At 68.4% G+C, this 26489-nt stretch carries 27 protein-coding genes and 1 pseudogene; 7 read left to right on the forward strand and 21 right to left on the reverse strand.

The window, feature by feature from the left end; genetic code table 11:
• The 3 genes from G6N48_RS05265 to mhpA are packed head-to-tail and all read left to right on the forward strand — an operon-like array spanning position 1 to position 3613.
• Complete coding sequence (locus G6N48_RS05265) at positions 1-1131, forward strand: VOC family protein (protein ID WP_085268766.1); 1131 nt, start codon at positions 1-3, stop codon at positions 1129-1131.
• The gene (locus G6N48_RS05270; RefSeq protein ID WP_085268765.1) at positions 1128-2075 is read left to right on the forward strand and encodes a fumarylacetoacetate hydrolase family protein; all 948 of its coding nucleotides are present in this window, start codon (positions 1128-1130) and stop codon (positions 2073-2075) included. Before G6N48_RS05265 ends, G6N48_RS05270 begins: the two co-directional genes overlap by 4 nt.
• Positions 2072-3613 carry a bifunctional 3-(3-hydroxy-phenyl)propionate/3-hydroxycinnamic acid hydroxylase MhpA gene (gene mhpA / locus G6N48_RS05275; RefSeq protein WP_085268764.1) on the forward strand — a complete coding sequence of 514 codons (1542 nt, stop codon included), beginning with the start codon at positions 2072-2074 and terminating at the stop codon, positions 3611-3613. Before G6N48_RS05270 ends, mhpA begins: the two co-directional genes overlap by 4 nt.
• Before the next feature lie 4 nt (positions 3614-3617).
• Here the strand turns inward: mhpA and G6N48_RS05280 are convergent, their stop codons facing one another.
• The 9 genes from G6N48_RS05280 to G6N48_RS05320 all read right to left on the reverse strand — a co-directional run bounded on the left by G6N48_RS05280 (position 3618) and on the right by G6N48_RS05320 (position 10302).
• Positions 3618-4502, reverse strand: coding sequence for a universal stress protein (locus tag G6N48_RS05280; RefSeq protein ID WP_085268763.1), 885 nt, complete (start codon positions 4500-4502; stop codon positions 3618-3620).
• Positions 4503-4638: 136 nt separating this feature from the next.
• Positions 4639-5553, reverse strand: coding sequence for a formate/nitrite transporter family protein (locus tag G6N48_RS05285; protein WP_085268762.1), 915 nt, complete (start codon positions 5551-5553; stop codon positions 4639-4641).
• Positions 5550-5819, reverse strand: coding sequence for a hypothetical protein (locus G6N48_RS05290; RefSeq protein ID WP_085268761.1), 270 nt, complete (start codon positions 5817-5819; stop codon positions 5550-5552). The genes G6N48_RS05285 and G6N48_RS05290 overlap by 4 nt, the downstream gene beginning before the upstream one ends.
• On the reverse strand, positions 5816-6445 hold the full coding sequence (locus G6N48_RS05295) for an RNA polymerase sigma factor (RefSeq protein ID WP_085268831.1): 630 nt from the start codon (positions 6443-6445) through the stop codon (positions 5816-5818). Before G6N48_RS05295 ends, G6N48_RS05290 begins: the two co-directional genes overlap by 4 nt.
• 10 nt (positions 6446-6455) lie before the next feature.
• Positions 6456-7523, reverse strand: coding sequence for an acyl-CoA dehydrogenase family protein (locus G6N48_RS05300; RefSeq protein ID WP_085268760.1), 1068 nt, complete (start codon positions 7521-7523; stop codon positions 6456-6458).
• Complete coding sequence (gene cynS / locus G6N48_RS05305; RefSeq protein WP_085268759.1) at positions 7520-8005, reverse strand: cyanase; 486 nt, start codon at positions 8003-8005, stop codon at positions 7520-7522. Before cynS ends, G6N48_RS05300 begins: the two co-directional genes overlap by 4 nt.
• A 22-nt stretch (positions 8006-8027) precedes the next feature.
• The gene (locus tag G6N48_RS05310) at positions 8028-8552 is read right to left on the reverse strand and encodes an OsmC family protein (RefSeq protein ID WP_085268758.1); all 525 of its coding nucleotides are present in this window, start codon (positions 8550-8552) and stop codon (positions 8028-8030) included.
• Positions 8553-8911: 359 nt separating this feature from the next.
• Positions 8912-9748: a DUF3097 domain-containing protein gene (locus tag G6N48_RS05315; RefSeq protein ID WP_085268830.1), complete on the reverse strand. Its 837-nt coding sequence runs from the start codon at positions 9746-9748 to the stop codon at positions 8912-8914.
• A gap of 80 nt (positions 9749-9828) precedes the next feature.
• Entirely contained in the window at positions 9829-10302 is a 474-nt protein-coding gene (locus tag G6N48_RS05320) for a winged helix-turn-helix transcriptional regulator (protein ID WP_085268757.1), read from the reverse strand.
• Positions 10303-10356: 54 nt separating this feature from the next.
• Here G6N48_RS05320 and G6N48_RS05325 point away from each other — a divergent pair, with 54 nt between their 5' ends.
• The gene (locus G6N48_RS05325; protein ID WP_085268756.1) at positions 10357-11283 is read left to right on the forward strand and encodes an alpha/beta fold hydrolase; all 927 of its coding nucleotides are present in this window, start codon (positions 10357-10359) and stop codon (positions 11281-11283) included.
• On the opposite strand, the gene G6N48_RS05330 is transcribed toward G6N48_RS05325, so the two are convergent.
• The 5 genes from G6N48_RS05330 to G6N48_RS05350 are packed head-to-tail and all read right to left on the reverse strand — an operon-like array spanning position 11232 to position 16438.
• Positions 11232-12215, reverse strand: coding sequence for a patatin-like phospholipase family protein (locus G6N48_RS05330; protein ID WP_139825728.1), 984 nt, complete (start codon positions 12213-12215; stop codon positions 11232-11234). The two genes, G6N48_RS05325 and G6N48_RS05330, sit on opposite strands and share 52 nt — an antisense overlap.
• Before the next feature lie 45 nt (positions 12216-12260).
• Positions 12261-13331, reverse strand: coding sequence for an ABC transporter ATP-binding protein (locus tag G6N48_RS05335; RefSeq protein ID WP_085268755.1), 1071 nt, complete (start codon positions 13329-13331; stop codon positions 12261-12263).
• A 2-nt stretch (positions 13332-13333) separates the two neighbouring features.
• Positions 13334-14176: a carbohydrate ABC transporter permease gene (locus G6N48_RS05340; RefSeq protein WP_085268754.1), complete on the reverse strand. Its 843-nt coding sequence runs from the start codon at positions 14174-14176 to the stop codon at positions 13334-13336.
• On the reverse strand, positions 14163-15101 hold the full coding sequence (locus G6N48_RS05345; RefSeq protein ID WP_085268753.1) for a carbohydrate ABC transporter permease: 939 nt from the start codon (positions 15099-15101) through the stop codon (positions 14163-14165). Before G6N48_RS05345 ends, G6N48_RS05340 begins: the two co-directional genes overlap by 14 nt.
• Entirely contained in the window at positions 15098-16438 is a 1341-nt protein-coding gene (locus G6N48_RS05350; protein ID WP_085268752.1) for an ABC transporter substrate-binding protein, read from the reverse strand. Before G6N48_RS05350 ends, G6N48_RS05345 begins: the two co-directional genes overlap by 4 nt.
• Positions 16439-16596: 158 nt before the next feature.
• On the opposite strand from G6N48_RS05350, the gene G6N48_RS05355 reads away from it, so the two are divergent.
• The gene (locus G6N48_RS05355) at positions 16597-16947 is read left to right on the forward strand and encodes a DoxX family protein (protein ID WP_085268751.1); all 351 of its coding nucleotides are present in this window, start codon (positions 16597-16599) and stop codon (positions 16945-16947) included.
• A gap of 7 nt (positions 16948-16954) precedes the next feature.
• Here G6N48_RS05355 and G6N48_RS05360 read toward each other — a convergent pair whose 3' ends face one another.
• Complete coding sequence (locus G6N48_RS05360) at positions 16955-17761, reverse strand: ketosteroid isomerase family protein (RefSeq protein ID WP_085268750.1); 807 nt, start codon at positions 17759-17761, stop codon at positions 16955-16957.
• A 2-nt stretch (positions 17762-17763) separates the two neighbouring features.
• Positions 17764-18324, reverse strand: coding sequence for a pyrazinamidase PncA (gene pncA, locus G6N48_RS05365; protein WP_085268749.1), 561 nt, complete (start codon positions 18322-18324; stop codon positions 17764-17766).
• A gap of 95 nt (positions 18325-18419) precedes the next feature.
• Here pncA and G6N48_RS05370 point away from each other — a divergent pair, with 95 nt between their 5' ends.
• Positions 18420-19421, forward strand: coding sequence for a DoxX family protein (locus G6N48_RS05370; protein ID WP_085268748.1), 1002 nt, complete (start codon positions 18420-18422; stop codon positions 19419-19421).
• Positions 19422-19430: 9 nt separating this feature from the next.
• On the opposite strand, the gene G6N48_RS05375 is transcribed toward G6N48_RS05370, so the two are convergent.
• Genes G6N48_RS05375 through G6N48_RS05385 form a run of 3 tightly spaced genes read right to left on the reverse strand, consistent with a single transcriptional unit; the run spans position 19431 to position 23475 of the window.
• Positions 19431-19931 carry a gluconokinase gene (locus tag G6N48_RS05375; protein WP_085268828.1) on the reverse strand — a complete coding sequence of 167 codons (501 nt, stop codon included), beginning with the start codon at positions 19929-19931 and terminating at the stop codon, positions 19431-19433.
• Complete coding sequence (locus tag G6N48_RS05380; RefSeq protein ID WP_085268747.1) at positions 19928-21952, reverse strand: DUF7064 domain-containing protein; 2025 nt, start codon at positions 21950-21952, stop codon at positions 19928-19930. Before G6N48_RS05380 ends, G6N48_RS05375 begins: the two co-directional genes overlap by 4 nt.
• A 17-nt stretch (positions 21953-21969) precedes the next feature.
• Positions 21970-23475 (reverse strand): carboxylesterase/lipase family protein, encoded by a 1506-nt coding sequence (locus tag G6N48_RS05385; protein ID WP_085268746.1) that lies wholly within the window; start codon positions 23473-23475, stop codon positions 21970-21972.
• Positions 23476-23553: 78 nt separating this feature from the next.
• Here G6N48_RS05385 and G6N48_RS05390 point away from each other — a divergent pair, with 78 nt between their 5' ends.
• A complete protein-coding gene (locus tag G6N48_RS05390) occupies positions 23554-24234 on the forward strand; it encodes a hypothetical protein (RefSeq protein WP_085268745.1) in 681 nt (226 codons plus the stop codon).
• Here the strand turns inward: G6N48_RS05390 and G6N48_RS05395 are convergent.
• Positions 24221-25190, reverse strand: a pseudogene (locus G6N48_RS05395) (SDR family NAD(P)-dependent oxidoreductase). The gene G6N48_RS05390 and the pseudogene G6N48_RS05395 overlap by 14 nt on opposite strands.
• Positions 25184-26416 carry a cytochrome P450 gene (locus G6N48_RS28075; protein ID WP_085268744.1) on the reverse strand — a complete coding sequence of 411 codons (1233 nt, stop codon included), beginning with the start codon at positions 26414-26416 and terminating at the stop codon, positions 25184-25186. The pseudogene G6N48_RS05395 and the gene G6N48_RS28075 overlap by 7 nt, the downstream one beginning before the upstream one ends.
• Positions 26417-26489: the final 73 nt, after the last annotated feature.

Below are 26489 nucleotides of genomic sequence, written 5' to 3' on the forward strand. Positions count from 1 at the left end.
ATGACCGCGACGCAAGGCACCCATCGGGATCTGCACAGCGAGCAGGGAGCGCTCGCCGGCGAACACCCGGGCCGGTCGCGCAACCCGGTGATCAGGGTCGCCGACATCGCGTGGCTGGAATTCGAGAAGCCCGACCTGACGCGCGCCGAGGCGTTCGCGCGGGCATTCGGCTTCCAGACGGCACGGCGCGGCCCCGCCGAACTCCTGCTGCGCGGCACCCGCGCGGGTGCGCCGTGCGTGCTCGTGCGGCGGGGGCCGCGGACGCGCATGCACGCCGCGGCTTTTCGCGCCCGTGAGGAAGCCGACGTGGTGCGGTTGGCCGAGCGATCGGGCGCCACCGCGGGGCCGTTGCCGGACCACATCGGCGGGCTGTCGGTCGACCTCGTCGACCCCAGCGGCATGAGGGTGCGCGTCGTCGCCGGCATGCACGAGTTGCCCGAGTTGCCCGATCAACCGCCGCACTCGTTCAATTTCGGGCACGAGGTGCAGCGCACCAACGCCGCCCAGCGTCCCGCGCGGGTGCCGGCCCGCGTGCAACGCCTGGGCCACCTGGTGGTGCAGTCGACGAGGTATCGGCAGGCGCTGGACTGGTATCTGGACAACCTCGGGATGATCGTCAGCGACTTCCTGTACTTCCCCGGCCAGCGCGACCGCGGGCCGACCATGAGCTTCATGCGGTGCGATCAAGGCTCGACGCCCGCCGACCACCACACGCTGGCGATGGCGCTGGGCCCGGCCAACCGCTACGTCCACTCGGCGTATCAGGTCAGTGACCTCGACGCCCTGGCCGCCGGCGGCGAATACCTCAGGGCCGGAGGCTATTCGCGGTCCTGGGGTATCGGCAGGCACATCCAGGGCAGCCAGATCTTCGACTACTGGCGCGATCCCGACGGCTTTCTGGTCGAGCACTTCACCGACGGCGACCTGTTCGACGCGAGCGTCGCCCCCGGCTGGGCACCCTTCACCGCGTCCGGGCTCGCGCAGTGGGGGCCGCCCGCGACCAAGGATTTTCTTGGAACCGGCCTCAGATCCGTGCGCCATGAACTGGTCTCGGTCATCGGCGCGCTGCGTGACAGCAACGAATTCGACATCAACCGTCTGATCGGACTAATGAAAGTACCCACTTCATGACACTCTCCGTGCTGCACACCGCCGATGCGTGGTGGCTCAAGACTCCCTCCGGGGCCGTGCGAATCGCGACCGCGGCCGCCAGCACCGCCGCGCTGCTGGCCGACCGGGCCGCGATCGATGCCGCGACGCGCGACGGTGGCGACCACGAGATCGTCGCCGTCGACGCCCTGAACCTGGTCTCGCCGGTGACCAGGCCGTGCCGGGTGATCGCCCAGATGACGAACTTCGAGTCGCACGTCAAAGACGCCGGAATGGACCCGGCGTCGACACCGCTCACCTTCTTCCGCAAGGCATCGGCGTCGATCAACGGCCCCTTCGACGACATCGTCAAACCCAAGCACGTCGCGTTGCTCGACTACGAGGTGGAGATCGGGCTCGTCATCGGGCGCGCGATCCCGGTGGGTACCAGCATCTCCGACGCGAACCTGAGCGAGTTCATCGCCGGGCTGGTGGTGACCAATGACATCTCCGCCCGCGACATCCAGCTGCCGCAGACGCAGTTCTACGAGGCCAAGTCGTATCCGACCTTCACCCCGGTCGGCCCTGAGTTGGTGCTGCTCGACGCCGACGAGTTGAAGCGATTCGGCGACCTGCGACTGCGCCTGCGCGTCAACGGCGACGAGCGCCAGAACGCACTCGTGGAGGGCGATATGCTTTACCGGCCGTTGCAGGCGCTGCAGGCACTGACCCAGTTCCAGGAACTCGCCGCAGGCGATCTGGTGCTCACCGGCACCCCTGCGGGCACGGCCCTGAGCGCCCCACCCAAGCCGGTGCAGATCATCGGCAACCTCATGCCGCCGGCGCTGAAGTGGAAGGCGTTCTTCGCCCGCCAGGCCGGCAACCGGAAATACCTGCGGGACGGCGACGTCGTCGAGGCGTCGGTGGCCACCGATGACGGGGCCATCGACCTCGGAACTGCGCGCGCCACAATTCGATTCGCATGACGGTCGCCGCCGCCGAGCACGTCGCCGCCGTCATCGTCGGTGCCGGGCCGACCGGCGTCGTCGCCGCCACGTTGCTCGCGCAGCACGGCGTGAACTGCCTGATCCTCGACCGTTGGCCCGAGGTGTGTCCGCAGCCGCGCGCCGTGCACCTCGACGACGAGGTGTACCGCGTGATCGCCCGCCTCGGCATCGCCGACGAGTTCGCGGCGATCTCGCGGCCCACGCTGGGTCTGCGCTTGCTGGACAAGCGATTTCGTGTCCTCGCCGAGTTCGACCGGGATCCCGGCCGCAGTCCGAACGGTTTTCCGCAGGCCAACATGTTCGACCAGCCCGAGCTCGAGGCCCTGCTGCGGGCGAACCTCAAGCGCTACCCGTGCGCGCGGCTGCGCGGGAACGCCGAAGTCACCGACGTCACCGAGGTCCTCGAGGCCGCCGGAGGCCGAGAAGGGCTGCTGGTCACCTTCGTCGACCGGCACGACGGCAGCGCCCATCGGGTGCGTGCCGACTACGTGCTGGGCTGCGACGGTGCCAACAGCATCGTCCGCACCGCGATCGGGGCGGCCATGCGCGACATGAGGTTCGAGCAGCGGTGGCTGGTCGTCGACATCGAGACCGGCGCGGATCTGCATCAGTGGGACGGCGTGCATCAGGTGTGCGACCCGCTTCGGGCCGCCACCTACATGCGCATCGGCCCCGCCCGCTATCGGTGGGAGTTCCGGCTGCTCGACCACGAAACCGCCGCCCGCTTCGGCTCTTTGGACGCCTTGCGAGCCCTGATCGCGCCCTGGGTGGGTGACGTGCGCAACGGCGAACTGACACTGCTGCGCCTCGCCGAGTACACGTTCCGTGCACAGATCGCCGACCGGTGGCGCCGCGGCAACGTCTTCCTGCTGGGAGATGCCGCGCACCTCACTCCCCCGTTCGTCGGGCAGGGCATGGGCGCCGGGGTGCGCGACGCGGCGAATCTGGCATGGAAGATCGCCGGGGTTCACCACGGCACTCTCATGGCCGACGTGCTGGAAAGCTATGAGGCAGAACGTAAGCCCCACGCCCGGCACATGATCCGGCTCGCGCTGGGCGTCGGCCTGGCAATGACCGGTGGCGGCAGGGCGGGCAATGCGGCGCGGCGGGCGCTGCTACCCCGGCTTCGGCTGATCCCGGGCCTGCGCGCCAAGGTGGTCGATTCCACCACACCGGCGCTGCGCCCGTCGGCGCTGGTCTGCCGTTCGCGCCGGCCCGGCAGCCTCGCGGGCACGTTGTGTCCGAACGTGGTGCACCCCGACGGCCGTCGGACCGACCAGGCCTTGGGCGCGGGCTTCGCGCTGATCACCGTCGTGCGTCCGGGCGCCGACGAAGAGGCGCTCCTGCGCCGGCGCGGGGTGATCGTGCACATCGCCGGCCCCGGCAGTGCGCTTGAGGCGTGGTTGCGGCGGGGCCGGGCGACGGCGGCGCTGGTGCGTCCCGACCGGACGGTCGCGTGCGCCGGGCGTGACGTCGCCGGCCCGGCAGCATGGGCCGCCCGCACCGTGCGGGCGTGACGGCTCAGGCCGACGCAGGCTTCGCGACCATCACGGGTATGCGGACCGAGTGCAGCAACGTGTTGCTCACCGAGCCCAGCAGCATGCCGGTGAGGCCGCCGCGGCCGTGGCTGCCCACGACGACGAGTTGGGCGGATTCGGCCGCGTCGATGAGATGGCGCGCCGGCCGGTCCCGCACCACCACCCGGTGCACCGTCACGTCGGGGTAGCGCTGCTGCCAGCCCGCGAGGCTCTCGGCGAGGCTGCGCTGCGCCTCCTCCTCGACGGTCGCCCAGTCCAGTGAGGGAACTTCGGTTGTGACGTCACTCCACGCGTGCAATGCGACCAGGTCGACGCCGCGGCGCGACGCCTCGTCGAACGCGATCTCCGTCGCGCGTTCGGAGGCCGGTGAGCCGTCGACACCCAATAGCACGGGAGCGTGCTGCAAGTCCGGCAGGTCCTCGTCGTGGATCACCGTGACGGGGCACATGGCGTGCCGCACCACCGTGGCGCTGACCGAACCGAGCACTCCGCGCGCCAGCAGCCCGCGACCCGAGGTGCCCATGACGATCATCTCTGCCTCGTCGGACATCTCGATCAGGGCCGGCGCGGGGCTGGCGAAGACCAGCTCCCTGTTTACGGTGACCTTGTGCTCCGCGGGCATCGCCTCCTCGGCGATCTTCATGGCGTGCATGACGGCCTTTTTGGTTTCATCCTCCAGCCGCACCGCCAATGCCTCCGGGTAGGCCATCGGTGGCCAGGTCGCGGTAGGGGTCACCACGGCTCCGAAGACGGTCAGTGCAACGTTTCGCATCGCCGCGTCTCGGGCCGCCCATACGACGGCGGCATTGGCTGCCGGCGAACCGTCGACCGCGACGATGATGCCGCGCGCTTTGTCAGGTGTTGACATGTCGGTCTCCCTCCATCAACACCGACGCTATAAACAAGGGGCTCACCGGTAGTGAGGCTTTAGTCCCTAAGTGCGGGTACGGAGGACCTTCGCGAGCACGAGTTCGACGAGTCGTAACGAAATCGTCGGGTACTGTTCAGATTCGGTGCCGTTGCAACCGCGCGATCACCCAGAACGGCAGCGCCACGAACAGCGTCCCGCCGATGAGATTGCCCAGGCTGGTGATGGCGATGTCGGTCAGCAAGCCGTGCGGGCCGAAACCCCAGCCGATCGTGCCACGCGGCGCCATGGGGTGAAAGAGGTGGAGCAGCAACGGAAATCCGAGAAAGCCGACGTTGGCGATCACGTGCTGCGTGCCACCGATGACGAACGCGAACGGTCCGTAGAACGCAAACGTCATCCGGGCGACGTCGCTGCGAGCCTTGAAGAACATGCACATCGAGGTCTGCAGGAACCACGTGCACACGACGGCGAGTAGCAGCGCCGTCACGAACGGCTGGCCCGCCTTGACGGTGCCGACGGCCGCCGCCCGTTCGGCGAACGCGCCCAGGTAGGGGCCCCCCGCGACGGCGCAGACGGTGACGAACACCAGCGCGCCCACGATATTGCCGATGAGGCCGACGATCACCAGGAATGCGTACCCACCCACGCTCATCGTCCGCTTGAGCACCGCCAGGAAGCCGGCGGCCATGTCCGCGGTGATCAGCGACATGCCCGATACCAAAATGAGCACGAACGACATGCCGAACGCCAGGCCCATCAAGAGGCTCGCGACGCCGGGAATCTTCACTCCGGTGCTCACCACCAGCGCGAGCAGCGCGCCGAACGCCACCATCGCGCCGCCCACCAGCGACCGCACCAGGAAGGCCCAGGGATGCGCGGCCTTCTCCACCGCCATGGCGGCGACCCTGTCGACCATCGCGCCGATGCTGAGCGGCTCGAAGGGATCCTCCGGGATGGGGTCGCCACCGATGGCGCGCGACACGGTATCGGGCGAGTTCTGCTTTCGTCCTTCGCTTTCCAGCGTTGGCGCCTCTGTGTGGATCGTCATTTGCTCTCGCCTTTCCGTAACGTGTTGATGGCGGTGATGACCCCCGTGATGTGCTCGTCGCTGAGCTTCTCCCCGTCGAAGACGTGGTTGAGCAGGACCTTGAGGTCGAGCATCTGTTGCAGATAGACCAGGCAGGGGGGACATTCGTCGAGGTGCTTGACCACGATGGCACCCCACTGTTGGGGATCGGAGTCGACGAGGTCGTCGACGAGCCGGATGAAATCGACGCAGTCGATCGCCGGCACTGTGTTGTCGTGAACGGTCATCGTCGATACCGCTTTTCCAATTCGTTGCGAAGGTTTCCCCGGGCGCGGTAGAGCAGAGCGCGCTGCGCCTCGGCGGACAGTTCGAGTATCTCGGCCGCCTCTTCGGCGGAGGTGCCGGCGATGTCGCGCAGAATAACCAACTGCCGCTGCCGTTTTGGCAGGTTCTCGAGCGCCGCACGCACGTACTCGACGAGTTCGCTCTCCACGGATTGGTCTTCGGGCAGAAAGCGCCGCGATGGGGGCGCGCTCCAGTGACCCGCGTCGGGGTGGCCGGCCGGATGCATCCGGCCCGACAGCGGGTCGGTGGCCTCGGCGTCCGAGGCCGCCAGCACCTCGTGATCGCGGATCCGGGACTCGCGGCGCCGGTGGCGCGACGCGGTGTTCTTGACGATTCCGAACAGCCAGGTGCTCACCGAGGAACGCCCCTCGAACGAATCCGGCGACTTCAGCACCTGCACCCAGGCCTCTTGTACGGCCTCCTCGGCCACCGTCGCCGAATCGACCATCGTGCGGGCGAAATTGACCATGGGACGGTGAAAGTCGCGCACGAGGGTGGCCAGCGGGACACCGCCGACCAGGCATTCACATTCGGTGTGCTCCGGTGGCACCGCCACCGGAGTCACCACCGACTGCGGTTCAGGCACATCGGGCCAGTTCCCAGCGCAGCTGCCCCTCCGACGGCGACTGCACCGGGATGAACGCCGCCTCCCGGTAGCGCCGACTCGCCGCCGTCCTGCTGGCGTAACCCTTGCCGCCGGCGCAGCGGATCTCCAGATCAGCGCTTGCACTTGATAATTCGGCCGCGGCAAGCCGCAACGACAGCAGCTCCCGCTTGGTGGGCGACTGGGGCCCACCCACCGCCACCCCCAACTTCACCAACGTCGCCTCGGCGCAGGCGAGCTTCTCGGCGATGCGGTCGACGTCGGCGCTGAACACCGCGTTGACCCCGCTGAGCCCGAGCCGCGCCTGCTCGACGGCGGTCCTGGTCAGCCCCAGGCACATCGCCGACTGCAGGACGAGGAAGGTGGGCCGGACCGCCTGCAGAAAGCCGTCGAAATCTTCCGACAAGACCTGTTCGGACCCGACGCGGACGCCCTTGAGGTTCAGATACGACGAGGCGGTGCTGCCCATCGCCAACAGGTCGAAGTGATCACCCAGCACCACCCCCGGCGCATCCAGAGGCAAGGCCATGATCAACTTTTCGCCGGCCTCCGTGCGCGCCGCCGTCACCATGATCGAATCGGGGTACAGGTTGCTGGCCCACCTGATAGCGCCGGACACCTCGTAGCCGCCGGGAACCGGTGTCGCGGTCAGGTCGAGGCTGCCGCAGCCGGCCGCCTCCTTGAACGCCGAAGCCATGCCCGTGACACCCAGTGTGGTGCCGGCGAGCAACGCCGTGGCGGTGTCGGTTGCCAACGGTGTTGCCGCCGTGAGCAAGTACTCCACGGCCATGCGGTGTGCCCACAACGAGAACCCGGTGCTCATGCATTCCCCGGAGATCTGCCGAATCACGTCGGCCATGTCGCGGAGCCTGCCGTCGGCATTGCCGGGTGCGCCGACCCCGAGCAGGCCGGCGGCGCCGAGCGCGGTGAAGCTGCGCCGGGAGTGGTCATCGCCACGATCCAGCGCGCCTGCGTGGGACCGAATGTCCTCCAGGAGTTCGATATCCAGCCGACTCGCCGCGGGATCGATCGTCGCCGTCATTTGACTACCTCCTCAGCCTGTACGGCGGAGTGTTTCCATGCGTAATCGAGGAACTTTCCGTCGAAAGTGACGACCACCCTGTCGCCTCCGGGATCCGGGCGCCGCTCGACGCTCATCTGGAAGTTGATCGCGCTCATGATGCCGTCACCGAATTCCTCGTGAATGAGTTCTTTGATCGCTGGGCCGTAGACCACCAGCGCCTCGTAGAACCGGTAGATCGTCGGATCTTTTGCCATCGTGTCATCAGATCCGCGGTAGGGCATCATTTGCAGCACGGCGACGGCCTCGTCGTCGAGCCCCAGCAGCGACGCCACGGTTGCCGCATCGGCGGACGACAGCGGGTGCTGACCGAGCAGCGCCGCGACCGTCCACACCGGGTCCTTGCCGATCGACTCGGCGATCTTCGCCCAGCTGACGCCGTGCCGGGCACGGGCGCGCCTGATGACCTCCGCGAGGTCGGCCTTGCTCAATGTGTTTGTCACGGTTGACTTCCCGCCGGTATGTCTAGCCGGTGACCAGCGTCGAGCCGACGCTTACCGGGTTGCTGAAGGTGTTCACCACGGGCGACCACGCGATCGCGTTGTCGTGAATCTCCTTGAGGGTGGCATCGTCGGCGTCGCCGGCCAGGGTCACCGTGCAGCGGACCGCGCTGAAGCCCAGGCGCTTTCCGTCCGGGGTGTCGCCGACGCCCCACACGGCGGAGATGTCGATGTCGCCCTCCATCTCGACCTCGATCTTGGTCAGGGTCACGCCGCGGTGGGTGGCGTTGGCCAGCAGGCCGACGGACACACAGGACCCGAGCGCCGCCAGCGCGGTCTCCGACGGGTTGGGCGCCGAGTCGTCACCCAGCAGCGCCGGTGGCTCGCCCACCAGCATCGGTGCCAGGTCGCGGACGTAGGTCATGTTGCGGAAGCCGGTTTCACACACCGTCTTCGCTTTGAGGGTCTTCTTGCCGGTTTCGGGATTCGCCTTGGCATTACACGACAGCCGGTCGAGCCCCTGGGCGTCGATGACGAGCGCGTCGGTCATGTACTTCCTCCGTTTTCTCGCGATTTCTGGGTCGTCACGGATTTAGTGCTCGGCGACCCGCGATGCGTGACGGCGGACAAGATTGATTTACACCGCCGACACGAAACATCACCTCTTCGAAACATGGCGGGCCGCGGGCGATTACGCGCGTAATGGGCCGGTGATCAGGCCAAACGCCAGCGTCCGGCGGCGTTTTGAGCAGGCCGCGGACTCCAGGACGGCCCAGCGGCCGAATAAAATCCCGCCGATCTTTTCGCGCCGCCCGTGGCGCCGCGGCGGCTCAGGTCACACGGGTCAGTTGCGCTGCCGCCAGAGGCCGACGGTGGGAGGTGCGACGCGGCGGACGCGCGTGCCGCGGGTCAGTTGCCGGCCGGTTGCGTGACGAAGTCGATGAGCTCCTCGACGCGACCGATCAGTGCCGGCTCGAGATCGTTCCAGTCGCGCACCCGGGACCGGATGTGGCGCCACGCCGAGGCGATATCCGCCTGCTGCGCGTGCGGCAGGCCCAGTGCCTGGCAGACGCCGCGCTTCCACTCGACGCTGCGCGGCACGTCCGGCCACGCCGCCAGGCCGAGCCGCTGCGGCTTGACGGCCTGCCAGATGTCGACATAGGGGTGGCCGACCACCAGCGTGTCGGGCCCGCCGGGTCCCCGTCGGACGGCGTCGGCGATGCGGGCCTCCTTGGACCCCGCGACGAGGTGGTCGACGAGCACCCCCAGCCGGCGGCCGGGGCCGGGGGCGAACTCCGCCACGATCTCGACCAGGTCGTCGACACCGCCCAATTGTTCGACGACCACACCCTCGACGCGCAGGTCCTCGCCCCACACCTGGGCGACGAGTTCGGCGTCGTGCCGGCCCTCGACATAGATCCGGCTGGCCCGCGCCACCCGGGCGCGGGTCCCTTTGACGGCGACCGAGCCGGACGCCGTGCGGTCCGCGGCGGCGGGTGCCCGCCGGCGCGGCGCGGTGAGGATCACCGGCCGGCCTTCCAACAGGTAGCCCGGCCCCAGCGGGAAGCGTCGGGTGCGCCCGTGGCGGTCCTCGAGCTCGACGCGACCGTATTCGACCCGCACCACCGCACCCACGTAGCCGCTTTCGGCGTCCTCGACCACCAGCCCGGGTTCCGCCGGCCGTTCGGTCGAGCGCGGCTTTCGCCGCCCCGCGGCCAGGACATCGGTTCCATAGGGATCCACCACGGCGGCAATGGTAAATGCGTTGTCGCCGAGCGCCATTGCGACCCGCCGCCGATACCGGTTCGTTAGGAAAGCGGGGACCTCTACGCTTCCTCGGCGAGCAGGGCCCGAAGGCCGGGACCGGATTCGAGTTCCACGTCGCGCGCCGTCAGTTCCCGGCCGCAGCGGTCGCACCCGAGATGCACAGTCGAGCGGCCGCCGCAGCCGCTGTGCAGGTAGAGCGCGAAAGGCCCGTCGGGAGCCATGTACTTGTCCCCCCACGCGCGCAGAGCCATCAGCACCGGATACAGGTCCATGCCCTTCTCGGTGAGGCGGTACTCGTGCCGGGTTCGGCGAGCGTCGCGATAGGCGCGCCGTTCGAAGATGCCCGTGTCGACCAGTCGTCCCAGCCGTTCCGTCAGCAACGACCTGCTCAGGCCGAGATGATCGTGGAAGTCCTCGAAGCGCCGCGCGCCGGCGAACGCCTGGCGCAGCAGCACCAGGGTCCAGCGGTCGCCCAGCAGCCCTAGGGGTCGAAGGATCGAGCACGGTTCACGGTCAAGGTCCCCATAACGCACGGCTCAGCATAACCCTATTGCGTTCGAATTCAGAACTCAGCTAGCATCTCGTGGATGCACGCAGAACTCGAGCGGTGGCGAGCCGCCGGAGCGCACTTCGACTATCTGGGCTTCAACGTCTTCTACCGAAGCGAAGGAAGTGGCCCGCCGCTGCTGTTGATCCACGGCTATCCGTTCAACTCCTGGGACTGGGCGCCGATCTGGCCGACGCTGGCACGCCGATTCACCGTGATCGCGCCCGACATGCTGGGCATGGGGTTCTCGGACAAGCCCTTCGCCTACGGCTATTCGGTCCACGACCACGCTGACATGCACGAGGCGCTGCTGGCCGAGCTGGGGGTGCGACATTGCCACATACTCGCCCACGACATCGGTGACTCCGTCGCCCAGGAAATGCTCACCCGCCACGACGACGGCACACAGTCGTGCGGGCCAGTGCGGATCGACTCGCTGACGTGGCTCAACGGCGGCCTGTTCAACGAGGTCTACACGCCGCGACCGGCGCAGATTCTGTTGTCCCAGACACCGTTGGGTACGGCGGCGAGCCGGATGCGCCGGTTCGTGTTGTCCAAGCGGGTGCTGGATCGTGTGGTCGACGAACTCTTCGGGCCTTACACCAAACCGTCGCAGGAGATGCGGCAGATCTTCAACGAGGTCCTCGAGTACAACGACGGCAAACGGGTCACCCACAAGGTCGGCCGATTCGTCAATGACCGCATGGTGCACCGCAATCGGTGGGTTCGCGCGATGCGGAACACGACGGTCCCGCTACGGTTGATCGACGGGCCCGCCGATCCTAATTCCGGCCGTCACATGGCCGCCCGTTATCTGGAGGTCATTCCCGGCGCGGACGTGGTCATGCTGGGCGACGACATCGGCCACTGGCCCCAGATCGAAGCCCCCGCGGCCGTGCTGGAGCATCTTCTCGATCACATCGACCGTGTCGGGGTGGTGGGCGGGGAGCCGCACGCCTTGAGGTAGGCCGCGTAGTCCCACGTCTGCAGGAACTGCCTTCCCGCTTGCAATCCGCCCGAGTAGAGGCCGTCACGTTGCTGCGCGGTGAGGTCGAAGTCGATCGGGCTCACCTCGTCGGCCGGCACGAAGATGGTCCGCCGAACGGTACACGGGTCGTCGATGTAGGCGTTGTCCTGATTGCTCATCAGCGTCTCGATCGCGGCCAGCCCCAGCGACACCGGCCCATGCACGGGGTGGGTCGGCGGGATGCCGGGCCGCGCCGACAACCGGATACCGAAGGTCGGCCAGCGAGGCTGGGCGTCGGGCCGGTCGAAGAGCTCCACGGGAAAGTCGGACAGCAGACCCCCGTCGACCCAGGTCGCACCCGCGACGCGGACGGGCTCGAACACGTACGGGATCGCCGCCGAGGCGTGCACCGCACGCGCCACCGGGAAGCGGTCCGGGTCCAGACCGTAGGAGCGGAGGTCCCATGGGATGCGCACCAGCCGGCGCCGGGACAGGTCGCTGGCCGTGACCACCAGCGACCAGGCGAACTGGTCGGGCTCTTCGCCGGTGCGCAGGTCGCCGAAGGTGCGCACACCGAGGTCGCCGAGCAGACCGGCCAGCAACTGTTCGAGGTACGCCCCGCGGTACACGCCGTCGGACACCAGCAGCGACAATCCCCCGCCGATCACCGGCACGCGCCCGATGAGGTTGCGGTCGAGAAACTTTCGGTAGTCGATGCTGCGCATGATCTCCGCGAGCCGGGACATCGGCTCGCCGGCGGCCTGCAGCGCCGCCACCAGCGACGCGACGATAGCGCCCGCGCTGGTTCCCGCGACGCGGGGAAACCGGTAGCCGGCCTGGGCCAGGGCGTCGACCGCCCCGACCAGCCCGATGCCGCGCACACCGCCGCCCTCGCAGACCAGGTCGACGGGCGTCGTGCTCACGGCCGCCACCCTAGCCCCACCGGCGACGACCTCCGGTGTGTGGCCCGCCGCTGCTCACGCAATCCGGCCACCGTCCGGGCCGAAGAAGTGCAGGTGACCGGGCTCGGGATGCAGGCGCACGCGGCTGCCCTTCTCCGGTGGGCGGCGTGCGTCGGCGCGCGCGACGACCGGCCGATCGACCACGCTGCCCGAACCGGTGATCCGGCCGTACAGATAGGCGTCCGCCCCCAGCTCTTCGACGACGTCGACCTCCATCTCGACGCCGAGTCCGCCCAGCTCGAAGTGTTCGGGCCGGACGCCGACCACCACCTCGCCCGCCGCCCCACTGACTTCTCGTGGCAATAAGATGCGCCAATCCCCCAGCCATACTGAGGAATCCGATACCGGCAGGGTGAACAGATTCATCGCCGGCGACCCGATGAAGCCCGCCACGAACACATTGTCGGGGTTGCGGTACAGCTGACGAGGCGGCGCGAACTGTTGCAGCACACCGTCACGCAACACCGCGACGCGGTCGCCCATGGTCATGGCCTCGACCTGGTCGTGGGTGACGTAGACGGTGGTGGTGCCGAGCCGTCGCTGCAACGCCGCGATCTGGTTGCGGGTCTGCACCCGCAGTTTGGCGTCGAGATTGGACAGCGGCTCGTCCATCAGGAAGGCCTGCGGGCGGCGCACGATCGCGCGCCCCATCGCCACCCGCTGGCGCTGCCCACCCGAGAGGTCCTTGGGTTTGCGATCCAGATACGGTTGCAGGTCAAGCATTTTCGCCGCGTCCAGCACTCGCTCGCGGATCTCTTGCTTGGGCATCCGAGCGATCTTGAGCGCAAAGCCCATGTTCTGCGCGACGGTCATGTGCGGGTAGAGCGCGTAGTTCTGGAAGACCATCGCGATGTCGCGATCCTTGGGGTCGACGTGTGTGACGTCGCGCTCGCCGATCCGGATCCGCCCGCAATCCACCGTCTCGAGGCCGGCGACCATTCTCAGCGATGTCGTCTTGCCGCATCCGGACGGCCCGACCAGGACGACGAACTCGCCGTCCCCGACGTCGAGGTCGAGTGCGTCCAGGGCGGGCCGCTCGGCGCCCGGATAGCGTCGCGTCGCTTTCTCGAAACTCACCGATGCCATGGCTACCCGCTCAAGCCGGTAACGGCGATGCCGCGGACGAAGGACCGCTGGGCGATCGCGTAGATGATCACCAACGGCAGCATGATCAGCATCGAGGTCGCCATGATGATCGGCCAGCGGGCGACGTACTCTCCCCGCAGGCGGACCAGGCCGAGGGTCAGCGTGGCCAGGCTGTCGCGCTGAATCATCAGCAGCGGCCACAGGAAATCGTTCCAGACGTTGACCCAGGTGAGCACCGCGAGCACCATCACCGCCGGCCGGGCGTGCGGCAACAGGATCCGCCAGTAGATCTGCCATGGCGAGCAACCGTCCAGAATTGCCGCTTCCTCGAGATCGGTCGGCAGCGTCTGGAAGAACTGCCGCATGAGATAGGTGCCGAACGCGCTGCCGAACAGGCCCGGCACGATCATCGCCCACGGGGTGTCGACCCAGCCGGCCAGGCGCATCAGGATGAACTGCGGGATGACGGTCACGGTCAGCGGCACCATCAGCGTGCCCAGGTACAGCACGAACAGCGTGTCGCGGCCACGGAAGTGCAGGCGCGCGAACGCGTATCCGGCCAGCGAACAGAAGAAAACCTGTCCGGCCGTGACGCACCCGGCGTACAGGACGGTGTTGAAGAACTCCCGCCAGAACGGCATCAGGGCGAACACCTCGGTGTAGTTCGACCACCGGGGATGGGTCGGGAAGAGCGTCGGCCGGCTGATCTCGCCCTCCCGCTTCAGCGACCCGGATACCGCCCACGCGATCGGGAACAGCCAGCACCACGCGACACCGGCCAGCGCCGTGTAGACGAGCACGGCGCGAAGTACGCCGCGCTTGAACGTGACTTCACGCGAGACCACGAGACGCCTCCCACGACCGTCGCCGGGTGAGCCGCAACTGCAGCACGGTCAGGACCAACAAAACGGCGAACATCACCCACGCCAGCGCCGAAGCGTAGCCGAATTCCAGGAACGAGAACGCATGCTGGAACAGCATGATGCCGAGCACATACGTGCCACTCTCGGGTCCGCCGTTGGGGCCGTTGAGCACGTAGACCATGTCGAAGGCCTGGAAGGCGTGGATCACCGAGATCACCACCACAAACGAGATTGCGCCCCGGATCAGCGGCACCGTGATGAACGCGAATTGCCTTATCTCGCCGGCGCCGTCGATCCTGGCCGCCTCGTAGACGGTCTGCGGCACGCCCTGCATCGCCGCCAGCAGGATGACGGTGGCGAACGGCACGCTGCGCCACACGCTGACCATGCACAGTGAGGCCATGGCCCAATGGGGTTCGACGAGCCACGGGACCGGGCCGACCCCGATCCAGCCGAGCATGATGTTGAGCAACCCGTTATCGGTGTTGAAGACGAACTGCCACACGACCGCCATCACCACCGACGAGATGGCCAGCGGCAGAAAGACGATGGTCCGGAAGATGGCAATTCCCTTGACTTTCCGGTTCAGCAAGGCGGCGACGACGAGGCTGACCAGGACGGTGGGCACCACGGTGCCCAGGGTGAAGATCGCGGTGTTGCGGATCGCGATGGCGAACAGCGGATCGGAGGTGAACAACTCGCCGAAGTTCCGCAGGCCCACGAACTTCGGCGGCCTGAACACGTCCCACTGCTGAAAGCTCATGTACAGCGAGAAGCCGAGCGGGAAGACCATGAACACCGCGACCGCCAGCAGATTCGGCGCGACGAACAAGCGACCCGCCTGCGCGCGGCGCCGCGCCGCGGCGGGGGTGTTGGCGGCGGCCGTCGCGCCGCGGCTGCCGATCATGGGTTGCGCAGCACTTCCTCGATGGGGCGCGTCAGATCGGCCAGCGCCGTCGCCGGGCGGGACCCCCGCAGAACCGGCCCGAAGTTGCGGTCCATCAGGGCGACCACTTTCTCCCATGCCGGGGTGATCGGCAGCCCTTGCGAGTAGGCCGGGCCTTGGGTGAGGACACCCAGATTGCCGACGCGGCGGTGGGCTCTGGCGAAGCCCGGCGAGTCGAGCGCGGACCGCAGCACCGGGACGAAGAGGCTGGATTCGGCGACCAGGGCCTGCCCGACGGGTCCGGTGGCGAACTTGACGAACTCCCAAGCCTGCTCCCTGCGCGGGCTGCTCGCCGCGATGGCCAGCCCGGTGGAGCCGATGTTCGAGCAGGCGGCCCTACCTTGCCGGCGCGGCCCCACCGGCAGGGGGGCGACGTCGAACTCGAGGTCCTCGGCGCGGATGAACGTCTGGTAACGCCAGTGCCCGCCCATCGCGATGGCCGCGTTGCCCGCCGCGAACAGATCCGGGGTGGACATCGACTGCACGTCGGATGCGTCGGGGGCAACCTTGTGCTTGTTGGCGAGGTCGGCGTAGAACTGCACGGCCTCGATGAACGCACCGTCGTCGAAGTTGAAGTGCGCCGGGTTTCGTCGCGGGGTGGACCACGGCACACCGTTGTTCATCCCGAACAGGCCGGCCGAATAGTACGAGAACCAGGTGTTGACGAAACCCCACTGGGTCGCGCGCCCTGATCCGTCCCGCTTGGTCAGGGCGGTGGCGGTGTCCAGGAACTCCGAGAAGCCCCACGGTCGGTCCCAGGCGGCGGGGGGCGGTGGCACACCGGCCGCGGCGAAGAGTTGTTTGTTGTAGAAGAGATAGTTTCCCGACCATTGCTCGGGCAGCGCGTACTGCCCGTCGTTGAATGCGAAGGTGTCGTAGAGGGAGGCGATGCTGTCGGCTTTCAATTGCTTCGCGAAATCAAGATCGCGCGAAAGCATCGTGTTGAGGTCGAGCAATACTCCCCGGTTCGCGAGCTCGGCGTAGGTCAAGTCCCAAGCCATCAACACATCGGGGCACTTGCCGCCGGCGCAGAAGGTCGACAGCTGCTGCATGACGCCCGGCCCGGAGAGCACCGGGCGGATCTTGATGTCGGGATGGCGGCGCCGGAACTCGTCGACGACACGCATGCGGGCCTCGGCCTCGTCCGGGTTGGCTGCAAAGAAAAACGTCAAGGCGTCGTCATCGGAGGCGCAGCCCGCGGCCCACGGCGTCATTGACGCCGCGGCCAGCACGCCGGCGCCGCGCAGCAGCCGGCGCCGGGTGAACCCGACGGTGCTGTGGTGCTCGTGGTCGCTCATCGGTCACCTTTTTCCCGGGAGTGCCGTCAAGTAGGCGAACACATCCACCGTTGCCAAGGAGCCCAGCACCATGACCTTACCGATTGTGCGCCGCGCAGTGTCCTGCGGCCATTCGGCTCGCCGCGGCCGAAACACCTGCACGCCAAAGGATTGACCGGATGCATGCCGCATGGTTGGTCATCACGCTGGCAACGGCCTCGCTCACCGCGGCGATCGCCGTTGCCGACTTCATTCCAGCGGGCTTCGTGCTGGCCAACTCGGCCGAGGTCGGGGTGCCGCGTTCGTGGCTGCCCGCGTTGGGCGCGGCGAAAATGGCGGGGGCCGCCGGTCTGGTCGCCGGTCTGTTGGGGTTGCGCGTCCTGGGCGCCGCGGCCGCCCTCGGCCTGGTCTTGTTCTTCATCGGCGCGGTGGTGACGCACCTGCGGGCGCGCGTCTTCTACAACATCGCGTTTCCCGGGGCCTACCTGTGTCTGTCGGCGGCGTCGCTGGCACTGACGGCCGCGCGATGAGCGACCGCTAGCTGTACTCGGCGGGGAAATAGCGGACGCGATCGATGACATCGCCGCGGCGTGCCGCATCGGCGAACACGATGCCACGGCCGTGACCCGAGTTGACCGAGACCGCCACCGTGCGCCCCGCACTGGTGACCTTGGTGGGGCTCGCCCCGTCGAGTCGTTCGACCAGCTCGGCGAGCTCCAGCGGGTCGTCGTCGCCCAGAGTCATTGCGGCCGTTGCCGACAGGGCCCGCACGGCGCCGGACTTGTCGCCGTGCGATGCCGCGTCCAAAAACGTGCGCACCAGTTGCTTGTGCCGTGCACCCACCCGCTGAAAGCCGGCGACGAAACCCGCGGTCCCTTGCAGGCCCTGGTTGCGGAGCAGGGCGCGCGACAAACGGAGGGCCGGCGACGCCGCGCGGGGCCCGGTGCGCAGGAACTGCAGCATCATCGCCGGCAACTCCCAGTAGGCGCGCAGTTCGCCGATGCGCCACTGGCCGTGAGCTTCTCGAAGGTCGTAGCGAAGAAAGGCGGGGATGTACATGGTGACCTGCGCCCCCATCGCGACCTGTAGTTCGAGGTCGCGCAGGACGACATCGTCGAAGACGACGTCCAGGTCGCGGTGGAACGTGATGTCGCGCGGGCCGATGAACGTGTCGTAGAAGCGGCCGATCTGCTCGTGTCCCGTGTGCGGCCGCGATCCGACCGGGTCCTCGATGCGGCCGTCGGCGGTGAACAGTCCCACCCAGCCCGCGCGGTCGTGCGCCTCCGCGGCCTGGGGCGAGCGTTCGACGGCGGCCAGCAGTTCTTCGCGCTTCGACCGCGCCACCGTCAGCGGGTCCCGACCAGTTCGACGCCGGCGGTCTGCATCTCGGCCAACGCCGCCGCCGCCGAATCCGCGCCGACGCCTGCCGTCAGGTCCACCAGCACCCGGGTGGAGAAGCCGGCCGCCACCGCGTCCTCGGCCGTGCGGCGGACGCAATGTTCGGTGGCGATGCCGACGACGTCGACCTCGTCGACCCCGCGCTGCCGCAGCCACTCGGCCAGGGGCGTTCCGTGCGCGTCGACGCCCTCGAAGCCGCTGTATGCCGCGCCCCTGGCACCCTTGCGGAAGACGGCCTCGATCCGGCGCGTGTCGAGGTCGGGCCGGATTTCGGCGCCGGCGGTCCCTGCGATGCAGTGCGGGGGCCACGTGGACGAGTAGTCCGGCCGTTCGGAGAAATGATCACCCGGGTCGACGTGATAGTCCTGGGTCGCCACGATGTGCTGGTAGCGCGGCGCGCCGGACAGGTACTCGTTGAGCGCCGGGGCGAGGGCGGCGCCGCCGATCACCGGGAGCGAGCCTCCCGTGCAGAAGTCGTTTTGCACGTCGACGATGATCAACGCTCGCACGGGTCCACCCTAGCTCCGCGCCGGGCGCCGCAGTCGTGCGCCGTTGTTGCCTGCCGCGCGGTTTGCTCGACCACCAGCCGGGTAATACACGGGCCATGGTGATCCGCAGAATCGCACGGCCACTGCTATCCGTGGCGTTCATCGGCCAGGGTGTCAACTCGCTGCTCAACCCGAAGTCCGCGGCTCAAGCCGCGGCGCCCACGGTCGGCAGCCTGCAGGCGCTGCCCGACCCGGTGGGCAGCAGCATCCCCAACGACCCGGAGACGGTCGCCCAGATCAACGCTGCCGTTCAGATCGGCGGCGGCCTGCTGCTGGCGACGGGGAAGATGCCCCGGGTCGCCTCGTTTGCCCTCGCGCTGACGGTGCTGCCCGCGAACCTCGGCGCGCACTCCTTCTGGAGCGAGCCCGATCCGCAGCTCAAGGCCCAGAAACGGCAGCAATTCCTCACCGACCTCAGCCTCGTGGGCGGTTTGCTTATCGCATCCGCGGACACCGCGGGTAAGCCCTCGCTCGGCTGGCGCGGCCGCCGCGCCGCCGAGCGGCTCTCTCAGAGAGTCTCCTCGGCGCTGCCGGGATCCGACGACTCGGGCTTCGACGCCGACTTAGGGGAGTTGGGCGAGAAGATCGTGCACGGCCTGCAGATCGGCGCCGAGCGGGGTCGGGAACTGGCGAGCACGGCCGCGGAGCGCGGCGCCCCCTACGCCGAAGCCGCGCTCGAACGCGGTCGCGAGTTGGCCGGCACCGCCGCCGAGCGGGGCGCGCCCTACGCCGAGGCGGCCCTCGAGCGCGGCCGCGAACTGGCCAGCACCGCCGCCGAGAGAAGTAAGCCGCTGGCCAAGAAGGCGCGCAAGCGCGGCGAGGAATGGGCCAGCGAAGCCGCCGACCGGGCCGCGCCGCTGGCGGAGAAGGCCCGCAAGCGCGGCGAAATGCTCGCCGACGAGGCCGCCGACCGGGCCGCTCCCCTGGCCAAGAAGGCCCGCAAGCGCAGTGAGAAGCTGGCCAAAAAGGCGCGCAAGCGCAGCGAGAAGCTGGCCGACGTCGCGCGCGAGCGGGTTGGTGAACAGGTCAAAGAGGGCCGCAAGCGCGGGTGGATCTGACCCGCGGGCTCACCCGCGTGACGCGGCGTCGGCCAGGTAGGCATTGACGATCGCGTCGACGTCGCGTCCCACGTCGACGGTGGTACCCCGCTCGTCGGCGCCCAACGGTTCGAGTGCGTCGAACTGCGACTGCAGCAGCGTCGCGGGCATGAAGTGGCCGCGCCGGGCGGCCAGCCGGCTCGCGATGACGTCTTGGGGCCCGGCCAGGTGCAGGAACGTCACGTCGGGACAGTGGGCCCGGAGTCGGTCCCGGTAGCTGCGTTTGAGTGCCGAGCAACTCACGACGCCGCCGGGGTGGTCGCTCAGCCACCGGCCGACGGTGTCCAGCCACGGTCTTCGGTCGTCGTCGGTGAGCGGTTGCCCGCGCGTCATCTTGGCGATGTTGGCGGGCGGGTGCATCGCGTCGGCATCCGCGAACGGCACGTGCAGCCGTCGCGCGAGCGCCGCTCCGACCGTGGACTTACCCGATCCGGACACGCCCATCACCACGACCGGTGACGGTCTGCTCACCCTGTCGGCGCGGCGAGGTTGCGGTTCCATTCCAGCCAGCCCACGCCGGTGCGGCCGTCGGCGGTCCGGACGGTGCCCCACACGCGCGGGAACTGGCTCACCCGCCCGTCTGCGGCGGTGAGACGCACCGGCGCCTGGCCGCGCACCTCGACGTCGGCGGTGAGGTCGCCCGGGTTCAACACGAGCGTGGCCTCCGTCGGTAAACCGTTGTCGCCGAACGACTCCCGTGACGCGACCGACTGAAGGTCGGTGACCTCGCCGTCGCGCTGCGCGTAGCCGATGCTGAACGTCGGGGCGCCGGGGATGCGGATGTTGACTCCGTGCAGGTGGGTGCCGTCGTGCAGATGCAGCGCGCTCCAGATCCAGTCCATGCTCCACCAGTCGCGGACACCCCAGGAGTGGTCGCGTTGGCCGGGAACCGAGTCGACGCGGTATTCCGTGGCGTCGACCGTGACGTTCCCGGACACAGTGCACGGAATCTCGTAACGCGTGGTCAGCCCGTACTTGTAGGGCGTGCCGGCGGTGGTCCACACCAGATCCATCGTCACCTCGACGGGGGTACCCGACTCGCCGCGCAGTAACGCCGACGGGTCCGGGAACGCCTCACCTCGCCCGCGGACCGCAACGCGGTAGGCCCGCAGTGGCGCGCTGACCGAATGATCGAGCTCGAAGGCGTCGGTGCGCAACGTCCACGGGTCGGCGGGCAGCGCCACGTCGCAATCGACGACCGCCACGGTCGGCAGGCCAGGCCCGCACAACAGTGCGTGGACCCACGCCCGGCGTTGATTCGCGACCAGGCCGAGCCGAAACCAGCCACCGAAACCCTGTGCGGCGTCGGCGAAGTCGGCATACCAGCTCTCGCTCCACAGCGGTTCGGCGGTGGGCGTGTGGGCGAGTTCGTCCTCTTCCGACGGTCGCAACGCCGCCGGGACCACGGCTGGATCGGTTGCGGGCAGCGTCGCCAGCGCATCGGTGTCGAGGACGTGGTCGCAGTGGCGCTGCAGCATCGTCATGAACATCCGGTCGCCGCGTTCAGTCCGTTCGACGAGCATCGAGGAGACGATCGCCATCATCACCCCGAAGAAACTCTGCCGCCGGACACCGTCGGCGACGTCGGCGAGTGTGATGGGCGCCGAAGGCCCCAGGGCCCCGTGATAGGCGCGCAGCAGCGCATCGTAATGCTCCCGCCGGTCCGCTGTGGGCAGCGCGCAGCCGACGAAGTACGCGAGGTCGGTCAGTGCCGGTCCCCACGAAACCGTCTGCCAGTCGACCACCGTGAGCGGTCGGTCGGCTCCGGCGGTGCCGAACAACATGTTGTCCAGCCGGTAGTCGCCATGAATGAGGCCGTGGATGCGGTCCGGCCGCGACTCGGCCGCTAGGTAGGCGTCGAACGCGGCCACAAGTCGTTCGCACACGACGCGGTGTGCGGGGGCGATCTGGTCGCCGTAGCGCTCCACGAAACCCGCGTACAGCGGTGCGATGATCGCCGCGCCCAGCGGCGATTCGCGGTTCAGCCACGGAGCTTCGGCCAGCGCGACGTCGCCGAGCAGCGGACCTTGTAACCGCGCGAGCTCGACGACACCGAGCCGGGCCTGTTCGACGGTCGCGCCGGCGATCTCGTCACCGACCACCGCGGTTCCGGCGTCGCCCAGCAGCAGGTCGAACACCCCCGTCGCGGTGTCGACCGCGGCGTGGTAGCAGGGCGCGACCGGGCCGCCCAGCCCCGGCGCGATGTCGCCGTAGAAGCGGACTTCGCGTTCGTAAAGGCCCAGCGCCAACCCGGTCTGCCGGCTCACCGGATCGGTGGCCGCGACCTTCAGCACGACCGACTCCGGGCGTTGAACAGCTTCGGCGCCGTCGTCGGCATAGCGGAGCCGGATTCGGTAACACTCGCTCATCTGCCCGGTGCCGATGCGCTCGACGGCGAAGTCGGCGACGGTGCCGGCACCGATCGCCGCGGTCAGCCACGACGTCGTGAGGTCGCCGGGTTGTTCGATGACTTGCTCGGTGTCGGCGTGCATGTCAGCAGCGTGCCAGGTCAACGCGCGAGTGAGAAGCCGTCCCAGGCCATTCGGCGGTGCGGGTGCGGATCGAACTCGACGCGGCTCTTGCGGTCGAACACCATGACGGCGCGATCGGCGGTGGTGTAGGCGGGCCAGTCGTCACCCGGCACTCCGTGACGGCTGAAAGACCGCCAGCGCCGTTGCACCTGGTCGCTGACTCGCAGCGCCGCACGCTGGTCGGCGGCGGCGGTGAGCAGCGAGCCCAACCTGGTGCGGTAGAAGTCGAACACCGCGAGCAGTTCGGTGGCATGCGTCGCGCCCAGACCCGACCAGCGCAGCGTCCGCGGCGCGTAGTCGTAGCGGTACAGGTAGGTCGGCGCGTGGGCGCCGTGGGCCTCGGCGATCTGCCAGGCCGCTGAGCTGAACGCGAAGTCTCCGCCGAGCTGTATGCATGCCGCCCGCCCGGGATAATCGGGATAGGCGGCGGTGATGCGTTCGCGGGCCGCCGGTTCAGCGTCGGCCAGCAGCTCCTCGACCATCGACTTGTTGGTCGGCAGCATCGCCAGGAAGCGGGTGAAAAGCCGGCCCTCCTCGGCGTTGGTGCCGACGATCAGCGGCACCCGGTGCGCCATCCCACGCTGCATCGCCTCGATGGGGTCGACGGGCAGGATGTCATCGCCTACCGAGGGCCCAATCGGGAAGGCGCCCAACCTGTCCTGCATGCCCTGGTCGATGAGGCGGTGCTGGGCTTCCACGAGTTGGGTGGCGGGCACCCGCATCAAGGTGTCGGCGGCATCGCGGCCCCGCGCCCCGAGCAGTTCGGCGAACCGCGCGGCGAACGCGGCCGCCACCTCCTTCGACCGGACCAGGCCCGACGCCGGGCTTTCGGAGATCGCCCGAGCGAATAGCCCTTCGGCCCCGGGCACCGCCGGCAGCGTCGCGGTGATGCACGCACCCGCGCTCTCGCCGAAGATGGTGACGTTGTCGGGGTCGCCGCCGAAGCCCGAGATGTTGTCGCGGACCCACTGCAGCGCGAGAACCAGGTCGCGCAGGTACAGGTTGCTGTCGATCGGCATGGCCTCGGTGGACAACGACGACAGGTCGAGGCATCCCAGCGCGCCCAGCCGGTAGTTCACCGACACATAGACACAGCCGCGCCGTGCCAGGGCGGCGCCGTCGTAGAGCGGCGTGGCCGAGCTGCCCAGGAAGTACCCTCCGCCGTGGATGAACACCATCACCGGCAGCGACTCGCCCCCGGCGCCCTGCGGGCTGACCACGTTGAGCGTGAGGCAGTCCTCACTCATGGGCTGATAACGGCCGACCCCGAGCATCGTGTAACGGCGCTGCTGGGGCGCGCAATTGGCGAATCCGTGGCAGTGGCGCACACCCGACCAGGGCAGCGCCGGTTGCGGCGCCCGGAATCGCAGCGGCCCTACCGGCGGCCTCGCGTACGGGATGGATCGCCAGCGGTTGACGCCGTCGCGGGTGAAGCCTTCGACCGTGCCGATCGTTGTGCGTGCGCGGACAGTGCGCTGATGCATATCCCGACGGTAACCGACACTGATGCCGTAGTGCGCGTGCAGCGGCCCAATTCGGGGTGCGGCGGTTAGCCTGTCGGGATGCGGATTGCCGCTGTGGTCACTGCGTCGTTACTGGTCGCGGGGTGCTCGCATGCCGCCACCGAGCGCTCGGGGCAAACCCAGACCACCCCTGCGACGTCCACCGGGAGTTCCGCGGTCCCCCCGACCGGCAAGCCGCCGCCGTCCGCCGCGCCGGCCGCAGGTGCGTCGATCTCCGACGTCATCGCCTGGATCGAGGCGGGTCGTCCCGCGGATCCGGGCGCGTTTCACAGCGCGACCCGCGACGGGATCACCACGCCGCTGGGCAATGACTTTGCCGTCTCGGCTGCGGCCGGCAAAGTTTCTTGCATGACGGATGCCAAGCACACGGGCGGCGCGGTGGTGTGCCTGGTGAAGCTGACCAATCCGCCGCCGCCGCCAGCGACGTCCTACGGCGAGTGGAAGGGCGGCTGGGTGGACTTCGACGGCGTGAGCCTTGACGTCGGGGCGTCGCGTGCCGATCCGGGGCCCTTCGTCAACGGCAACGGACCGGACCTGGCGAGTGGGGATTCGCTGTTCTTCGGCGATTATCGTTGCCGCGCCGACCAAGACGGCATGTTCTGCGTGAACTACGCCCATCAGTCGGCCGCGCGGTTGAGCCCCGGCGGCATCGAAGCGTTCGGCTGCCTGCGGCCCGCTCCGCCACCCGACGGCGTGGGCGCAGCGTTCAGCTGTTCGTGAGGGTCGAGAACAGCTCACTCATCTCGTCGGCCGGCCCCCCGGGCACGGTGTAGCCGGCTTCGTCGCGGATCTCGTCGAGATGGTCGCGCACGTCCTCGACCGACAGGGCTGGTGCGCGGAAACCCCTTGTCCTGCCGATGAAGAATCGCGCGACATGTCCCCCGCCCACCGTGTAGATCTCCCCGGATACCGGGCAATCCCGGTGCGTCAGGAAGGCCGCGACAGGTGCGACCTGCGCCGGGTTCAACCTCCGCAGGTGTTGCCCCACAAGTTCGTTCAGCACCGCCTGCGCCGCGGCATCGTCGGGTGCACCCGCCTGCCCGATCGAGTGTGTCAGCATCCGCGTGTAGGCGATCGGCGCTATCGCGTTCACCTTGATGCCGCGCGGAGCTCCTTCGGCGGCGAGCACGCGGGTCAAGCCGATCAGACCCGGTCTTGGCCGCCCCGTAGTTGCTCATGCGTTCGGCGCCAAGGATTCCCGCGGCCGAGCAGGTGTTGAGTACCCGGCCGTACCGTTGCTCTCGCATGACCTTCCACGCGGGACGGGTCACGTAGAAGGCGCCTTTGAGATGCACGTCGACGACGGGTTCGAGCCGGTCGGCCGTCATGTCCTCGAAGGCCGCGTCCCCGACGATGCCCGCGTTGTTGATCACGATGTCGACCCGTCCCCACGCATCCAGGGCGGAATCGATGATCGCCTGTCCCCCCTCGGGACTCGCCACGCTGTGGCTGTCGGCGATCGCCTCGCCACCGTCGCGGCGAATCTCCTCGGCGGTGGCTTCGGCGGGGCCGCCGCCAGCGCCGGAACCCGTCACCGAGCCGCCGATGTCGTTGACCACGATCCGCGCGCCGCGCGTGGCGAGCAGCAGCGCGTACCGCTTGCCCAAACCGCCTCCCGCGCCGGTGACCACCGCCACCTGGCCGTCGAAGCGCAGCTCGTCGGACCCGGTCACCAGCTCACCGGGAGCTCTTTCATGCCGTAAATGTTGGCGTCTTTGAACCTCAGCTCCTCCGACGGGACAGCCAGTGTGAGGGCGGGCAGGCGACGCGCCAGCGTCGCGAATGCGACCTGCATCTCGACGCGCGCCAGGTTCTGCCCGATACATTGGTGCACCCCGTAGCCGAACCCCAAGTGGCCCCGTGTGTTTCGGCCGCAGTCGAAGCTTTCGGGGACATCGACGAATTCGGCGTCCCAATTCCCGGCGGGCAGATTCATGACGACGAACTCACCGGCGCGGACCAGCTGGCCGCCGAGGAAGAGGTCCTCGGTCGCCACACGGTCGACCTGGCTGTGAACGATGCTGAGATAGCGCATGAGCTCTTCGACGACATTGGCCACAAAGGCCAGATCGTCGGTCCGCCCGAGCCGCTCGAATACACCAGGATGTTCCAGCAACACAACGGTTCCCAACGAGATCATGTTCGCCGTGGTTTCGTGGCCGGCCTGCATCATGATCACCGCGTTCATGGCCGTGGTGGCACGGTCGAGCCGGCCGGTCGCCACGTATTCGGTGACCAGTTGGCTGATCAAGTCGTCGCCGGGTTCACGCTCCTTGCGCTCCACCAGTTCTTGGATGTAGGCGTACATCGCCCCGAACGCCTCGGCCTTTTGCGCGTCCGTGGATTTCTGGTCGAGCCCGGTCGTGGTGTTGTGCTGGAAGAGTTCCAGGTCTTCGGGCGGCACACCCAGCAACAGCGCGATCACCATCGACGGCACCGGCAAGGCGAACTCGCGCACCAGATCGGCCGGTGCCCCGCGGTCGATCATCCGGCCGAGATAGTGGTCGACCATGTCCTGGATCTGCGGCCGCATCGACTCGCAACGCCGGAAGGTGAAGTGGCTGGTCATCATGCGCCGCAAGCGATGGTGCTCGGGGTCATCGGTCCGCGCGAACATCACCGGCACCTTGTTGTCATCGTCCTTGGGCATGATCGAGTCCGGAATCGTCTTCGCGGACAGGCGCGGGTCGATTAGCGCCGCCCGGATATCTCGGTAACGGCTGACCACCCAGACCTCATTGCCCCCGAACATCGCCTTTCGCAGCCCGGGCCGTTCCCGCCATTCCACGAACTCTGGCGGCGGCGCGAGCGGGCACTGCGCGGGCCGCGGGACGGGCAGCACCGGAAGACTGCCCTCGAAGCCGCTTTGCGAAGCCTCGGTCGATTTGGAAGTGATTGACATGGACCACTTTCCCGCTAAGTGTCAGATGTCTGCCAGTTGTAGAGCCTAGTGTGATCGCTTGTTGACAGTCAAC

The organism is Mycobacterium parmense (assembly GCF_010730575.1).
Lineage (GTDB): Bacteria > Actinomycetota > Actinomycetes > Mycobacteriales > Mycobacteriaceae > Mycobacterium > Mycobacterium parmense.

Bases quoted from the DNA above. Each gene is read 5' to 3' on its own strand.
- G6N48_RS05380 (WP_085268747.1), bottom strand. From the start codon at position 21,952: ATGCACGCCGACACCGAGCAAGTCATCGAACAACCCGGCGACCTCACG.
- G6N48_RS05270 (WP_085268765.1), top strand. From the start codon at position 1,128: ATGACACTCTCCGTGCTGCACACCGCCGATGCGTGGTGGCTCAAGACT.
- G6N48_RS05345 (WP_085268753.1), bottom strand. From the start codon at position 15,101: ATGATCGGCAGCCGCGGCGCGACGGCCGCCGCCAACACCCCCGCCGCG.
- G6N48_RS05335 (WP_085268755.1), bottom strand. From the start codon at position 13,331: ATGGCATCGGTGAGTTTCGAGAAAGCGACGCGACGCTATCCGGGCGCC.
- G6N48_RS05325 (WP_085268756.1), top strand. From the start codon at position 10,357: ATGCACGCAGAACTCGAGCGGTGGCGAGCCGCCGGAGCGCACTTCGAC.
- mhpA (WP_085268764.1), top strand. From the start codon at position 2,072: ATGACGGTCGCCGCCGCCGAGCACGTCGCCGCCGTCATCGTCGGTGCC.
- G6N48_RS05370 (WP_085268748.1), top strand. From the start codon at position 18,420: ATGGTGATCCGCAGAATCGCACGGCCACTGCTATCCGTGGCGTTCATC.
- G6N48_RS28075 (WP_085268744.1), bottom strand. From the start codon at position 26,416: ATGTCAATCACTTCCAAATCGACCGAGGCTTCGCAAAGCGGCTTCGAG.
- G6N48_RS05385 (WP_085268746.1), bottom strand. From the start codon at position 23,475: ATGCATCAGCGCACTGTCCGCGCACGCACAACGATCGGCACGGTCGAA.
- G6N48_RS05310 (WP_085268758.1), bottom strand. From the start codon at position 8,552: ATGACCGACGCGCTCGTCATCGACGCCCAGGGGCTCGACCGGCTGTCG.
- G6N48_RS05285 (WP_085268762.1), bottom strand. From the start codon at position 5,553: ATGACGATCCACACAGAGGCGCCAACGCTGGAAAGCGAAGGACGAAAG.
- G6N48_RS05355 (WP_085268751.1), top strand. From the start codon at position 16,597: ATGCATGCCGCATGGTTGGTCATCACGCTGGCAACGGCCTCGCTCACC.
- G6N48_RS05300 (WP_085268760.1), bottom strand. From the start codon at position 7,523: ATGACGGCGACGATCGATCCCGCGGCGAGTCGGCTGGATATCGAACTC.
- G6N48_RS05390 (WP_085268745.1), top strand. From the start codon at position 23,554: ATGCGGATTGCCGCTGTGGTCACTGCGTCGTTACTGGTCGCGGGGTGC.
- G6N48_RS05350 (WP_085268752.1), bottom strand. From the start codon at position 16,438: ATGAGCGACCACGAGCACCACAGCACCGTCGGGTTCACCCGGCGCCGG.
- G6N48_RS05265 (WP_085268766.1), top strand. From the start codon at position 1: ATGACCGCGACGCAAGGCACCCATCGGGATCTGCACAGCGAGCAGGGA.
- G6N48_RS05290 (WP_085268761.1), bottom strand. From the start codon at position 5,819: ATGACCGTTCACGACAACACAGTGCCGGCGATCGACTGCGTCGATTTC.
- G6N48_RS05280 (WP_085268763.1), bottom strand. From the start codon at position 4,502: ATGTCAACACCTGACAAAGCGCGCGGCATCATCGTCGCGGTCGACGGT.